The sequence below is a fragment of the Burkholderia arboris genome (assembly GCF_038723655.1).
GTDB classification, from domain to species: Bacteria; Pseudomonadota; Gammaproteobacteria; order Burkholderiales; family Burkholderiaceae; genus Burkholderia; species Burkholderia arboris.
Genome location: NZ_CP109821.1, coordinates 3,393,178 through 3,407,098 on the forward strand (window position 1 = coordinate 3,393,178; position 13,921 = coordinate 3,407,098).

The 13,921-nt window shown below is 69.1% G+C and carries 14 protein-coding genes; 13 read left to right on the forward strand and 1 reads right to left on the reverse strand.

The genetic code is table 11. The features are described 5' to 3' along the window. Positions 1 to 15 precede the first annotated feature (15 nt). The 8 genes from can to bioB all read left to right on the forward strand — a co-directional run bounded on the left by can (position 16) and on the right by bioB (position 8,206). Complete coding sequence (gene can / locus OHZ10_RS15895) at positions 16 to 783, forward strand: carbonate dehydratase (RefSeq protein WP_059233062.1); 768 nt, start codon at positions 16 to 18, stop codon at positions 781 to 783. Positions 784 to 885: 102 nt separating this feature from the next. After that, positions 886 to 1,563 (forward strand): SDR family oxidoreductase, encoded by a 678-nt coding sequence (locus OHZ10_RS15900; protein ID WP_174994222.1) that lies wholly within the window; start codon positions 886 to 888, stop codon positions 1,561 to 1,563. A gap of 39 nt (positions 1,564 to 1,602) precedes the next feature. Beyond that, positions 1,603 to 2,040 (forward strand): YchJ family protein, encoded by a 438-nt coding sequence (locus OHZ10_RS15905; RefSeq protein ID WP_059233060.1) that lies wholly within the window; start codon positions 1,603 to 1,605, stop codon positions 2,038 to 2,040. A 106-nt stretch (positions 2,041 to 2,146) separates the two neighbouring features. After that, complete coding sequence (locus OHZ10_RS15910) at positions 2,147 to 3,412, forward strand: dienelactone hydrolase family protein (protein WP_174994223.1); 1,266 nt, start codon at positions 2,147 to 2,149, stop codon at positions 3,410 to 3,412. A gap of 489 nt (positions 3,413 to 3,901) precedes the next feature. After that, on the forward strand, positions 3,902 to 5,248 hold the full coding sequence (bioA, locus tag OHZ10_RS15915; protein WP_174994224.1) for an adenosylmethionine--8-amino-7-oxononanoate transaminase: 1,347 nt from the start codon (positions 3,902 to 3,904) through the stop codon (positions 5,246 to 5,248). Next, positions 5,245 to 6,429 carry an 8-amino-7-oxononanoate synthase gene (gene bioF / locus OHZ10_RS15920; protein ID WP_174994225.1) on the forward strand — a complete coding sequence of 395 codons (1,185 nt, stop codon included), beginning with the start codon at positions 5,245 to 5,247 and terminating at the stop codon, positions 6,427 to 6,429. The genes bioA and bioF overlap by 4 nt, the downstream gene beginning before the upstream one ends. Then, positions 6,426 to 7,145, forward strand: a complete 720-nt coding sequence (bioD, locus tag OHZ10_RS15925; RefSeq protein WP_059233056.1) for a dethiobiotin synthase — start codon at positions 6,426 to 6,428, stop codon at positions 7,143 to 7,145. Before bioF ends, bioD begins: the two co-directional genes overlap by 4 nt. A gap of 41 nt (positions 7,146 to 7,186) precedes the next feature. Next, positions 7,187 to 8,206: a biotin synthase BioB gene (gene bioB / locus OHZ10_RS15930; RefSeq protein ID WP_059233055.1), complete on the forward strand. Its 1,020-nt coding sequence runs from the start codon at positions 7,187 to 7,189 to the stop codon at positions 8,204 to 8,206. A gap of 83 nt (positions 8,207 to 8,289) precedes the next feature. On the opposite strand, the gene OHZ10_RS15935 is transcribed toward bioB, so the two are convergent. Further along, complete coding sequence (locus tag OHZ10_RS15935) at positions 8,290 to 9,207, reverse strand: LysR family transcriptional regulator (RefSeq protein WP_059233054.1); 918 nt, start codon at positions 9,205 to 9,207, stop codon at positions 8,290 to 8,292. A 260-nt stretch (positions 9,208 to 9,467) separates the two neighbouring features. Here OHZ10_RS15935 and OHZ10_RS15940 point away from each other — a divergent pair, with 260 nt between their 5' ends. From OHZ10_RS15940 to OHZ10_RS15960, 5 genes are read left to right on the forward strand one after another with little or no spacing between them, the layout of a single operon-like run. After that, positions 9,468 to 10,250: a 5-oxoprolinase subunit PxpA gene (locus OHZ10_RS15940; RefSeq protein ID WP_059233053.1), complete on the forward strand. Its 783-nt coding sequence runs from the start codon at positions 9,468 to 9,470 to the stop codon at positions 10,248 to 10,250. 22 nt (positions 10,251 to 10,272) lie between these two features. Beyond that, complete coding sequence (locus OHZ10_RS15945; protein WP_256085317.1) at positions 10,273 to 10,515, forward strand: acetyl-CoA carboxylase; 243 nt, start codon at positions 10,273 to 10,275, stop codon at positions 10,513 to 10,515. 4 nt (positions 10,516 to 10,519) lie between these two features. Next, positions 10,520 to 11,977: an acetyl-CoA carboxylase biotin carboxylase subunit gene (locus tag OHZ10_RS15950; protein WP_059233051.1), complete on the forward strand. Its 1,458-nt coding sequence runs from the start codon at positions 10,520 to 10,522 to the stop codon at positions 11,975 to 11,977. Further along, entirely contained in the window at positions 11,974 to 12,849 is an 876-nt protein-coding gene (locus OHZ10_RS15955; protein WP_059236589.1) for a 5-oxoprolinase subunit B family protein, read from the forward strand. The genes OHZ10_RS15950 and OHZ10_RS15955 overlap by 4 nt, the downstream gene beginning before the upstream one ends. Then, on the forward strand, positions 12,839 to 13,834 hold the full coding sequence (locus OHZ10_RS15960) for a biotin-dependent carboxyltransferase family protein (RefSeq protein WP_059233050.1): 996 nt from the start codon (positions 12,839 to 12,841) through the stop codon (positions 13,832 to 13,834). Before OHZ10_RS15955 ends, OHZ10_RS15960 begins: the two co-directional genes overlap by 11 nt. The last annotated feature ends 87 nt before the right edge of the window (positions 13,835 to 13,921 follow it).

Here is a 13,921-nt window from a genome sequence, read left to right on the forward strand (position 1 = left end):
ACGGAAGCCACACCGATGAATACCCAAGACAATCCGCTTTCACATCTGTTCGACAACAACGAAGCCTGGGTCAAGCGCAAGCTCGAGGACGATCCGCAGTTCTTCGCGCGCCTCGCCGACCAGCAGGCGCCGGAATACCTGTGGATCGGCTGTTCGGATTCGCGCGTGCCCGCAAACCAGATCATCGGCCTGCCGCCGGGCGAAGTATTCGTGCACCGCAACATCGCGAACGTCGTCGTGCACAGCGACCTGAACTGCCTGTCGGTGATCCAGTTCGCGGTGGACATCCTGCGCGTGAAGCACATCATGGTCGTCGGCCACTACGGCTGCTCGGGCGTGAACGCGGCGCTGCTCAACCGGCGCGTCGGCCTCGCGGACAACTGGCTGCATCACGTGCAGGACGTGCGTGAGCGCCATGCGGACCTGCTCGACGACTGGCCGGTCGGCGAAGCGCGCTATCGCCGCCTGATCGAGCTGAACGCGATCGAGCAGGTCGTCAACGTGTGCCGCACGACGATCGTCAACGACGCGTGGGCCCGCGGCCAGTCGCTCACCGTGCACGGGCTCGTGTACGGCGTGCACGACGGCCGGATGCGCAACCTCGGGATGGCCGTGTCGAACTTCGAAGCGCTCGACGAGACCTACAAGCGCTGCGTGGCCGCGCTCACCGCCGGCGGCGAGCATGCGCCGGACAACGACATGATCGCGGCGGACGCCGCGCGGCTCGAAGGCGTCGCGCAGGCGGTCGCCGCCACGCTGAAGCCGTGCGACGACGCGAAGTAACGCGGCATTCGCCTGGCGGCCGCTGCGACGCGGCCGCGACACGCATCGAACGGATCTGACACCGGCGCCGCCGCGGCGGCGCCACGGAAAGGAGCGACGGGCATGAAAACCGTATTGATCGTCGGCGCATCGCGCGGCCTCGGCCGCGAATTCGTCCGGCAATACCGGCGCGACGGCTGGAACGTGATCGCCACCGCGCGCGACGATGCGTCGCTCGACGCGCTGCGCGCGCTCGGTGCGCAGGCGCATGCGCTCGATATCGCGCAGCCCGAGCAGATCGCGGCGCTCGGCTGGAAGCTCGACGGCGAACGGCTCGATGCGGCCGTGCTCGTGTCGGGCGTGTACGGGCCGCGCACCGAAGGCGTCGAGACGATCACCGCCGAGGATTTCGACGCGGTGATGCATACGAACGTGCGTGGACCGATGCAACTGCTGCCGATCCTGCTGCCGCTCGTCGAAGATGCGCGCGGCGTGCTGGCCGTCGTGTCGAGCCGGATGGGCAGCATCGCCGAGGCGACCGGCACGACCGGCTGGCTGTACCGCGCGAGCAAGGCCGCGCTGAACGACGCGCTGCGCATCGCGTCGCTGCAGACACGCCATGCCGCGTGCATCTCGCTGCATCCCGGCTGGGTGCGCACCGACATGGGCGGCGCGCAGGCCGCGATCGACCCGGAAACCAGCGTGACCGGCATGCGCCGCGTGATCGCCGAATCCGGTTCGGACGTGTCGCAGGCCAACGGCCGCTTCTTCCAGTACGACGGCATCGAGCTGAGCTGGTGAGCCGAACCGACAACCGATCGTCGTTAATTCCCGTTTCGCATGATTTTGACCCGACCTGACGCGTGCCCGTGCGGCGGCGCGTCCCCCGCCGCCGCCGGTAAAGCGGCGCCGCCGCGCTATGCGGCCTGCTGCGGCCGCTTCATCGACGGCGGCGAAGCCGCGCCGACCGCGCTCGAGTTGATGCGTTCGCGGTACAGCGCATACGTGCTCGGCGCGACCGACTACCTGCGCGCGACGTGGGCGGCGCGCACCTGCCCGCCCGATCTCGACACCGACCCCGAAGCACCCGACGCGCCGCGCTGGCTCGGCCTCGCGGTCAAACGCCATGCGCCGCTCGACGAACGCCACGCGGAGGTCGAATTCGTGGCGCGCTACAAGGTCGGCGGACGCGCCTACCGGCTCCACGAGACGAGCCGTTTCGAGCGCGACGAGCACGGTTTCTGGCGCTATGTCGACGGCGAAGTAAGCGAACGCTGACAAATAGTTGCTGTGTCAGACGCCGGGTAATTCCCGCATTGCACAACCCGATTTTGTCGGGCTACGATGACCTCGAATTGGTCATGTTGCATGGCAGGGCTTACGAATGGCGTTCAGCAAGGTATTGGTGGGATGGATGGCGGCCTGTGCGCTGTCGGCCGCTCAGGCCGGTACGCTGCCGAACGCCAATACAGGTACCAGCGTATCGCTCGCCCATGCCGAGCGCTTCGACTACAGCGACGCGAACCTGCCGCAGGTCGCGGCCGATCTCAACGAACAGATTCTCCGCATCCCGGCCGATGCTTCGGGCGCCGTAACGCTCGAGGCGACGCTCTTCAAGCCGGACGGCCCCGGCCCGTTCCCGCTCGTCGTCTTCAACCACGGCAAGAACACCGGCGATCTCCATCTGCAGCCGCGCAGCCGGCCGCTCGCGTTCGCACGCGAATTCGTGCGCCGCGGCTATGCGGTGATCGCGCCGAACCGCCAGGGCTTCGCCGGCTCGAGCGGCACGTACCAGCAGGAAGGCTGCAACGTCGGCAAGAACGGCCTCGCGCAGGCCGCCGACGTCGATGCGACGGTGCGCTACATGTCGCACCAGCCGTACGTCGATGCGTCGCGCATCGTCGTCGCCGGCACGTCGCACGGCGGCCTCGTATCGGTCGCGTACGGCACCGAAGCCGCGCCGGGCGTGCGCGGCATCATCAACTTCTCGGGCGGGCTGCGCCAGGACCTGTGCGACGGCTGGCAGCGCAACCTCGTCGATGCGTTCGACCAGTACGGCGCGCACACGGCCGTGCGGTCGCTGTGGCTGTACGGCGACAACGATTCGGTATGGACCCCGGCGCTCGTCGCGCAGATGCACGACGCGTACGTGTCGCATGGCACGCAGGCCCAGTTCATCGATTTCGGCCGCTACAAGGACGACGCGCACCGGCTGATCGTCGATCGCGACGGCGTGCCCGTGTGGTGGCCGGCCGTCAATGCATTCCTCGCGCAACTGAACCTGCCGACCTCGGTACGCTACGCAGTCGCGAACCCGCACGAGCCGAAGGCCACCGGCTATGCGTCGATCGATGCGGTCGGCGCGGTGCCGTTCGTCGACGAAGCCGGCCGCGAAGGCTATCGCCGCTTCCTGAACCAGCATCCGAGCCGCGCGTTCGCGGTGTCGTCGGAAGGGGCGTGGTCGTGGGCAGAAGGCGGCGACGACCCGATGGCGCTTGCACTCGACAACTGCGCGAAGCAAGGCGCGGGGGCATGCCGGCTGTACGCGGTCAACGACCGTGTCGTGTGGAACGCGAACACGACGCAGACGGCCGACAACGGCGACGACACCACGCGCGACACCGACACGCGCGCGCTGGCCTCGCGCTGACGCGCGGCGGCCCGTCCGCCGCCGGCCCGCTCAGCTGACGCTCCTTCCTGCGTTTTCTCCTGTCCGCGTGCACCTCGCGCGCCGTCGCACGCCGTTCCGGCGCGCCCGTTTCCGCACCTGATTTCACGCCCGATTCCGCACCCGATTCCGCAGATCATTCGACCGCCGCCTTGTGCGCGCGACGTCGCCCCGTTCGCCCGTTTCCCCCTTCGCTCCCCGATTTTTTGCAATCGTGCCGCGTGCCGTCCCGCGATTTTTTTCTGTCGGGGGGTGTCACTCGAACGTTGTCATCTGCGGCCATTTCCCCCCTTCCGCCGCGTTCCGTTCCGAGTCGCCATGAACTGCGCCGAACTCCCGCCCAGTAAGGCTTTGCAGGGTTTGTAACCGCTAGTGCAACGTCCCGCGGAACACGCTAATCTCAGCGCGTTTCGTATCCCGCCGCGCGGCATCCCGTCGATGCCGCGCGGTCGTTTTACCCCCGGAGTCGCCTTGAGTACGCCAGCCACCGACGACTGGGTCGCGCGCAGTCTGCGCGCGGTCTGGCATCCCTGCACCCAGATGAAGCATCACGAGCGCCTGCCGCTCGTCCCCGTCGCGCGCGGCGCGGGCGTGTGGCTGTACGACCGTGACGGCCGCCGCTACTTCGACGCGATCAGCTCGTGGTGGGTCAACCTGTTCGGCCATGCGAACCCGGACATCAACGCGGCGCTGAAGGACCAGCTCGATACGCTCGAGCACGCGATGCTCGCCGGCTGCACGCACGAGCCCGCGATCGAGCTCGGCGAGCGGCTGCACGCGCTCACCGCGCGCAACCTCGGCCATGCGTTCTTCGCGTCGGACGGCGCTTCGGCCGTCGAGATCGCGCTGAAGATGAGCTTCCACGCGTGGCGCAACCGCGGCCGCGCGAACAAGCAGGAATTCGTCTGCGTCGCGAACAGCTATCACGGCGAGACGATCGGCGCGCTCGGCGTGACCGACGTCGCGCTGTTCAAGGATGCGTACGACCCGCTGATCCGCCATGCGCACGTCGTCGCGTCGCCCGATGCGCGCGGCGCGCTGCCGGGCGAGACGGCTGCCGACGTCGCGGGCCGCGCGCTCGCGGACGTGCGGCGCCTGTTCGCCGAACGCGGCGACCGGATCGCCGCGCTGATCGTCGAGCCGCTCGTGCAGTGCGCGGCCGGCATGGCGATGCATGATCCGTCGTACGTGCGCGGGCTGCGCGCGCTGTGCGACGAATTCGGCGTGCACCTGATCGCCGACGAGATCGCGGTCGGCTGCGGCCGCACCGGCACCTTCTTCGCCTGCGAGCAGGCCGGCGTCTGGCCCGATTTCATGTGCCTGTCGAAAGGCATCAGCGGCGGCTACCTGCCGCTGTCGCTCGTGCTCACGCGCGACGACGTGTTCGCGGCGTTCTACGACGACGACACGACCCGCGGCTTCCTGCACTCGCATTCGTACACCGGCAACCCGCTCGCGTGCCGCGCGGCGGTCGCGACGCTCGACCTGTTCGCGCGCGACGACGTGCTCGCGGGCAACGCGCGCAAATCGGCGACGCTGCGCGCCGCGCTTGGCTCCCTCGACGCGCATCCGCAGGTGCGCCACCTGCGCGAACGCGGCACGCTGTTCGCGTTCGACGTCGCGCTCGACGGCGACGCGGCACGCGGCTTCTCGCGGCGCTTCTTCGAACGCGCGCTGGAGCGCGAGCTGCTGCTGCGCCCGATCGGCACGACCGTGTACCTGATGCCGCCGTACGTGATGAGCGACGACGACATCGCGTGGCTCGCGCAGCGCACGCGCGACACGCTCGACGCGACCCTGGAGGAAATCGGCCGATGAGCCTGCTCGACACCCTGCAACGCGGCCTCGCGGATCTCGACGCGCAAGGGCTGCGCCGCGTGCGCCGCATCGCCGACACCGCGTGCGACGCGCGCATGACCGTGAACGGCCGCGAGATCATCGGCTTCGCGAGCAACGACTACCTCGGCCTCGCTGCGCATCCGGCGCTCGTCGCCGCATTCGCCGAAGGCGCGCGGCGCTACGGCTCCGGTAGCGGCGGCTCGCACCTGCTCGGAGGCCATTCGCGCGCACACGCGACACTCGAGGACGAACTCGCGGGCTTCGCGGGCGGCTTCTCGGATGCCCCGCGCGCGCTGTACTTCAGCACCGGCTACATGGCGAACCTCGCCGCGATGACGGCCCTGGCCGGCAAGGGCGCGACACTCTTCTCCGACGCGCTGAACCACGCCTCGCTGATCGACGGCATGCGGCTGTCGCGCGCGAACGTGCAGGTCTATCCGCACGCGGATACGGCGGCGCTCGCCGCACTGCTCGACGCATCGGATGCCGAAACGAAACTGATCGTCAGCGACACCGTGTTCAGCATGGACGGCGATATCGCGCCGCTCGCCGAACTCGTCGCGCTGGCCGAACGCCACGGCGCGTGGCTCGTCGTCGACGATGCGCACGGCTTCGGCGTGCTCGGCCCGCAGGGCCGCGGTGCGCTCGCGGCCGCCGCGCTGCGTTCGCCGCATCTCGTCTACGTCGGCACGCTCGGCAAGGCGGCCGGCGTCGCGGGCGCGTTCGTGATCGCCCATGAAACCGTGATCGAATGGCTGATCCAGCGCGCGCGCAGCTACATCTTCACGACGGCCGCACCGCCGGCCGTCGCGCATGCGGTATCGGCCAGCCTGAAGGTGATCGCGGGCGACGAAGGCGACGCACGACGCACGCACCTCGCCGCCCTGATCGAACGCACCCGCGCGCTGCTGCGCAACACGCGCTGGCGACCGGTCGATTCGCACACGGCCGTGCAGCCGCTCGTGATCGGCAGCAACGACGCGACGCTCACCGCGATGCGCGCGCTCGACGCGCACGGCCTGTGGGTACCCGCGATCCGGCCGCCGACGGTACCCGCCGGCACGTCACGGCTGCGCGTGTCGCTGTCGGCCGCGCATTCGTTCGACGATCTTGCGCGGCTCGAAGCCGCGCTGCTGGCAGCAAGCAAGGACGCAGCATGACGGCCCCCCTTTCCCTTTTCGTCACCGGCACCGACACCGAAATCGGCAAGACCTTCGTGTCGGCCGCGATGCTGCACGGGTTTGCGCGGCACGGCCTGCGTGCGGCCGCACTGAAGCCCGTCGCGGCCGGCGCGTACGAACGCGACGGCATCTGGCGCAACGAGGACGCCGACCAGCTCGATGCCGCCGCGAACGTCGTGCTGCCGCCCGAGCTGCGCACGCCGTTCCTGCTGAAAGCACCGGCCGCGCCGCATATCGTCGCCGCGCAGGAAGGCGTGACGCTCGACATCGACACGATCGTCGCGTGCCATCGCGAAGCGCTCACGCGCGCGGATATCGTCGTCGTCGAAGGCGCCGGCGGCTTCCGCGTGCCGATGAACGACACGCAGGACATGGCCGATCTCGCCGTCGCGCTCGGCGTGCCGGTCGTGCTCGTGGTCGGCGTGCGGCTCGGCTGCATCAACCACGCGCTGCTCACCGCCGACGCGATTGCCGCACGCGGCCTCAAGCTCGCAGGCTGGGTTGCGAACCACGTCGACGCGGCCATGTCGTTCCCCGACGAGAACATCGCAACGATGCGCGACTGGCTCGCGCGCGAGCACCGCGCGCCGCTGCTCGGCCGCATTCCGTACATGAGCCCGGCCGCCTCCGAATCCGCCGCGGCGATGCTCGACATCGCCGCGCTCGTCGAGACGCTGCGCACCGCGCAGCATTGACCCAACCGATCCCCCAATCCCGCCCAGGACAGGAAAACGAAATGACCCAAGCCCAGACCGCCGCCGTGCAACCCGACGCGATTCCCGTGGCTGCACCGGCCTCGCAGCGCTGGCGCGTCGCCGACGTCGTCGCGCTGTTCGCACTGCCGTTCAACGACCTGCTCTTCCGCGCGCAGCAGGTGCATCGCGAGCACTTCGACGCGAACGCAGTGCAGCTGTCGACGCTGCTGTCGATCAAGACGGGCGGCTGCGAGGAAGACTGCGGCTACTGCTCGCAGTCGTCGCATCACGACACGGGCCTGAAGGCCGAGAAGCTGATGGACGTCGACGCGGTGCTCGATGCCGCGCGCGCGGCGAAGGCGAACGGCGCGAGCCGCTTCTGCATGGGCGCCGCGTGGCGCAACCCGAAGGAGCGCCACATGCCGGCGCTGACCGAGATGGTGCGCGGCGTGAAGGAGCTCGGCCTCGAGACCTGCATGACGCTCGGCATGCTCGAGGACGAACAGGCACAGGAACTCGCGAACGCGGGCCTCGACTACTACAACCACAACCTCGACACGTCGCCGGAGTTCTACGGCCAGGTGATCTCCACGCGCACGTACCAGGACCGCCTCGACACGCTCGACCGCGTGCGCGACGCCGGCATCAACGTATGCTGCGGCGGCATCATCGGGATGGGCGAATCGCGCCGCGAGCGCGCGGGCCTGATCTCGCAGCTCGCAAACCTGAACCCGTATCCGGATTCGGTGCCGATCAACAACCTCGTCGCGATCGAAGGCACGCCGCTCGAAGGCACCGCGCCGCTCGACCCGTTCGAGTTCGTGCGTACGATTGCAGTCGCGCGCATCACGATGCCGAAGGCCGTCGTGCGCCTGTCGGCCGGCCGCGAGCAGCTCGACGACGGGCTGCAGGCGATGTGCTTCCTCGCCGGCGCGAACTCGATGTTCTACGGCGACCAGTTGCTGACGACCAGCAATCCGCAATCGCAGAAGGACCGCGCGCTGTTCGAGCGCCTCGGCATCCGCTCGAGCGACGCGGACGCGATGTCGGCCAGCGCGTAAGCGCCACGCACGGCGGATTCGTCCGCCATACACAAAAAAGCCGGGATGCGTCCCGGCTTTTTTCATGCGCGTTCGCCGCGCGCTCAGGTCGCGCCGCCCAGCGCGCGCGGCTCCATGAACGTGTGCCGGAAGTAATCGCGCACCGCGTGCATCGCGGGGCTCAGCTCGATGTTCTTGCGCCACGCGAGACCGACGCTCATCGGCGGCACCGGGTCGCGCAGCACGATCGTCTCGATGCGCCGTCCTTCGAGCGACCACGGCCGATACACCATGTCGGACAGGATCGCGACGCCGCTGCCGTTCGCGACCATGCTGCGCACGGCCTCGACCGACGACGTGCGCAGGATCACGTTCGGCCGGTACGGCGTCTCGTTCCAGTAGCGCAGCGCCGTCTGTCCGGCCTCGTCGACCGTCAGCATCACGAACGGCTCGTGCGCGACCTCCGCGAACGTGACGCTCTCGCGCCTGAGCAACGGATGATGCGCGCCGACCCACAGCCGGCGCACCGAATGGATCACCGGCTCCAGCACGAGCTCGGGATTCGACACGTTCGACGTCAGCAGCACGGCCATGTCGTAGCGGCCCGCGATCAGCCCTTCCTCGATCGACTCGCGGTTCAGCTCGTGCAGGTGGATCGTCAGGCGCGGATAGAGCGTATTCAACCGCAGCACGTGGTGCGGCAGGAAGTAGCCAAGCACCGTGTAGCTCGCGGCGATCGCGAGCGTGCCGGTCAGCGTGCTTTCGAGGTTCGGGATCCGCATCGCCTCGTCGACCGACGACAGGATCGTGTACGCGTGATTGAGAAAGCGCCGCCCGGTGTCGGTGAGCGTCACGCCCGCCGGCGTGCGCAGGAACAGCTGCGTGCCGAGGCTGTCCTCCAGCTCCTTGATCGCGCTCGTCACGGCCGACTGCGAGATCGTGAGCTGGATCGCGGCCTGCGAGATCTGTCCGAGCTCGGCGGTCGCGACGAAGTACTTGAGCTGTCTGAGAGTCAGGGCCATGTCCGGTGGAAAACTGATGGGCACACGGCAAACATCATATCAACCGCCCCGCCGGCGGCAATCCGTGACCGCCCGCCCTGCGCACACCCGCCTGCGGCGGCGCTGCGCGGCCGCTTCGCGCGATATCTAAAAAATCGATACGGTCGCATACAAAAATAGAACTATTTTGACGCACCCCGCACGGCTAACCTGCGTTCAACACGGTTTCGGCCCGCGCCCCCGGCGCAAACGACACCGGAGAACCTGGAGGAACGATCCGTATGAGGAAGCACAGTGTCGACCTGAATTCCGACATGGGCGAAGGTTTCGGCCCGTGGACGATCGGCGACGGCGTCGACGAGCAGATCATGCCGCTCATCAGCTCGGCGAACATCGCCACCGGTTTTCACGCCGGCGATCCGAACATCATGGCGCGCACGGTGCAGCTTGCGCGCGACGCCGGCGTCGGGATCGGCGCGCATCCGGGCTTTCGCGATCTGGTCGGCTTCGGCCGGCGCACGATCACCGAAACGCCGCAGGCGCTCGTCCACGACATCCTGTACCAGCTCGGCGCGCTGCGCGAGTTCGCGCGGCTCAACGGCGTAAGCCTGCAGCACGTCAAGCCGCACGGTGCGCTCTACATGCACGCGGCAACGAGCGAAGCGTTCTCCCGGCTGCTGATCGAGACGCTGCAGCGCGTCGACCCCGGCCTGTGGCTGTACTGCATGGAGGCATCGGTCACCTATCGCGTTGCCAGGGAGTACGGACAGCCGGTGATCCGCGAGTTCTACGCCGACCGCGACTACGACCGCAGCGGCTCGATCGTGTTCACGCGCCGCGTGGGCCGCCTCGACCCGCAGCAGGTCGCCGACAAGGTGTTGCGCGCGTGCATCGACGGCAAGGTGCGCACGGTCGACGGCGACGACATCGACATCGATTTCGATTCGGTCTGCATCCACAGCGACACGCCGGGCGCGCTCGACCTCGTCCGCGACACGCGCGATGCGCTGGTCCGCGAAGGCATCCGGACCGCGGGCCCGCGACCGCTCGCCGCCCATCACTGAACCCGATTCAAGGAGACGCCAGATGGCATTGCACGATATCGTCAGCCCGTTGCCGGGCACGTTCTACCGGCGCCCGTCGCCCGATGCGGCCTACTACGTCGCGGTCGATGCGACGGTCGCCGCGGGCGCCGTGGTCGGCCTCGTCGAAGTGATGAAGCAGTTCACCGAGATCGAAGCCGAAGCGACCGGCCGCGTGGTCGAGCTGCTCGTCGAGGACGGCGAACCGGTCGACGCGGGCCAGGTCCTGATGCGGATCGAGGGGTGACGCGATGAAGCCGGCCACCTCCCCCGACACGTTTTATCGCCCGGCGCGGATCAAGACCGTGCTGGTCGCGAATCGCGGCGAGATCGCGGTGCGCGTGATCCGCGCGGCGCGCGAGCTCGGCATGCGCGCGGTCGCCGTGGTCAGCGACGCCGACCGCGACAGCCTCGCCGCACGCATGGCCGACGAGGCGATCCACATCGGCTCGTCGCATGCAGCGAAAAGCTATCTGAATCCCGCCGCGATCCTCGACGCCGCGCGGCAATGCGGCGCGGACGCGATCCATCCCGGCTACGGCTTCCTGTCCGAAAATGCCGCGTTCGCCGCGCAGGTCGAAGCGGCCGGGCTGATCTTCGTCGGACCGGACTCGCAGGTCATTGCGACGATGGGCGACAAGGCGCGCGCCCGCGACACCGCGCGGCGCGCCAACGTGCCGACGGTGCCCGGCAGCGACGGCGTCGTGCAATCGCTCGACGAGGCCCGTGCGGTCGCCGCGCGCATCGGCTATCCGATCATGATCAAGGCGGCCGCGGGCGGCGGCGGGCGCGGCATCCGCGTCGCGCACGACGCCGCGCAGCTCGACGCCGAACTGCCGCTCGCGCAGCGCGAAGCGCAGGCTGCGTTCGGCGACGGCGGAGTCTATCTCGAGCGCTTCATCGCACGGGCGCGGCACATCGAGGTGCAGGTGCTCGGCGACGGCCGCGACGTCGTCCATCTGTTCGAGCGCGAATGCTCGCTGCAGCGGCGCCGCCAGAAGATCCTCGAGGAAGCGCCGTCGCCGTCGCTCACGCCGGCGCAGCGCGACGCGCTGTGCACGTCGGCCACGCGCCTCGCGCGCGAAGTCGGCTATCGCAGCGCGGGCACGCTCGAATACCTGTTCGACGACGCGCGCGGCGAGTTCTACTTCATCGAGATGAACACGCGCATCCAGGTCGAGCATCCGGTCACGGAGGCGATCACCGGCATCGATCTCGTGCGCGAGACGCTGCGCATCGCCGACGGCGAGCCGCTGCGGTTCGCGCAGCCGGACATCGCGATGCGCGGCGCGGCGCTCGAATGCCGGATCAACGCGGAAGATCCGCTGCAGGATTTCCGCCCGAATCCCGGCCGGATCGACGCCCTGGTGTGGCCGACCGGCCCCGGCGTGCGCATCGATTCGCTGCTCTATCCGGGCTACGTCGTGCCGCCGTTCTACGATTCGCTGCTCGCGAAGCTGATCGTGCACGACGAGAGCCGCGCGGCCGCGCTGCGGCGCCTGTCGCGCGCGCTCGGCGAACTGCACGTCGGCGGCCTGAAGACGACCGCGCCGCTGCACGTCGCGCTGCTCGCGGACGACGACGTGCGCGCGGGCCGCTATCACACGAATTTTCTCGAAGCATGGATGCCGCAATGGCGCGAGGCCGCGACGGCCGCCGCCCGGCAGCACGCAACCGCGGACGCCGCGCGCGTCGGGGAGGCCCTGTGACGACCCGTTATACGTTCGGCGGCGACGAGTTCGTGTTCGTCGAGATCAGCGAGGCGATGTCGCTCGACGCCTTCTTCAAGGGCACGGCGATCACGCGCGAGCTGCAGCGGCGCGCGGTGCCGGGCATCACCGAAATCTGCCCGGCGAACGCGTCCTACCAGGTGCGCTACGACCCGGACGTGATCGAGCCCGACGCGCTCGTCGCGCTGCTGAAGGCGATCGAGGCCGAGGTCGGCGACGCGCCGCTCGAACTCGACACGCGCATCGTCGAGGTGCCGGTGCTCTACAACGACCCGTGGACGCACGAGACGCTGATGCGGTTTCGCGAGCGTCACCAGGACCCGTCGTCGACCGATCTCGAATACGCGGCGCGGATCAACGGCAAGCGCGACGTCGACGACTTCATCGCCGCGCACTCGGGTTCGCCGTGGTTCGTGTCGATGGTCGGCTTCGTCGCGGGCCTGCCGTTCATGTACCAGATGGTCGAGCGCGAACGGCAGCTCGAAGTGCCGAAATACCTGCGGCCGCGCACCGACACGCCGAAGCTGACGGTCGGCCACGGCGGCTGCTTCGGCTGCATCTATTCGGTGCGCGGCGCGGGCGGCTACCAGATGTTCGGCGTGACGCCGGCGCCGATCTTCGATCCCGCGCAACGGCTCGACTACCTGCACGATTTCATGGTGTTCTTCCGGCCCGGCGACATCGTGAAGTTCCAGCCGATCGATCGCGACGCATACGACGCGGCAGTGGCGGCCGTCGAGGCCGGCACGTTCTCGCTGCGCGTGCGCCCGGTGAAATTCTCGCTCGACGCGTTCCTGCGCGATCCCGATGCGGTCAACCGTTCTCTCGTCGAGGTGCTGCATGCCAGCTGACGCGCACAACCTGATCGAGGTCATCAAGCCCGGCCTCGCGACGTCGGTCCAGGATACGGGCCGGCAAGGCTACTACCACGTCGGCATCCCGCCGTCGGGCGCGCTCGACCAGTATGCGTCGCGTGCGGCGAACCTGCTGGTCGGCAATCCCGAAGAAGCGGCCGTGCTCGAATGCACGCTGCTCGGCCCGGAGCTGATGTTCCATGCGGACGCGCTCGTTGCCGTCACGGGCGCCGAGATGACGCCGAAGATCGACGGCGTCGGGCAGTGCTGCAACATCGCGCTGCGCATCCGCGCGGGCAGTGTGCTGTCGTTCAACTACGTGAAGGGCGGTGCGCGGGCCTACCTGGCCGTCGCGGGCGGCATCGACGTGCCGGTCGTGCTCGGCAGCCGCTCGACCTATGCGCTCGGCGCGATCGGCGGCCATGCGGGCCGGCGGCTGCAGAAAGGCGACCGGCTGCCGATCGGCGCCGCGCGCGGCATGCATCGCGAAGGGCGCGAGCTGCCGGCGGCGGTCGTCCGGCCGCTCGACAGCCAGGTCGAACTGCGCGTGCTGACGGGCCTGTACCACTACCGGCTCACCGACGCATCGGCGCACACGTTCTTCGACGACGAATGGACGGTCGCGCCTGAAGCCGACCGCATCGGCTACCGCTACAAGAACGGGCGCCCGCTGCAGTTCCGGCCGCGCGAACAGCCGTTCGGCGCGGGCGCCGATCCGTCGAACATCGTCGACGCGTGCTATCCGATCGGCTCGATCCAGGTGCCGGCCGGGCTCGAGCCGATCATCCTGCATCGCGACGCGGTGTCGGGTGGCGGCTACGCGACGATCGGCACGGTCATCAGCGCCGACATGGACCTGATCGGCCAGATGCAGCCGAACCATCGCGCGCGCTTCGTGCGCGTGACGATGGCCGATGCGCTCGCGGCACGCCGCGAGTACCAGCGGCGCCTCGCGCTGCTGCGCGCCGTGCTGCAGGACTGAGCGCCGGACGCCCGGCCACCCTGCCGGGCGCCGTTCGCCGCCCGCCGTTTTCATCCTTCGCTTTCGTTTCCCGCCCGTGCGGCCGCG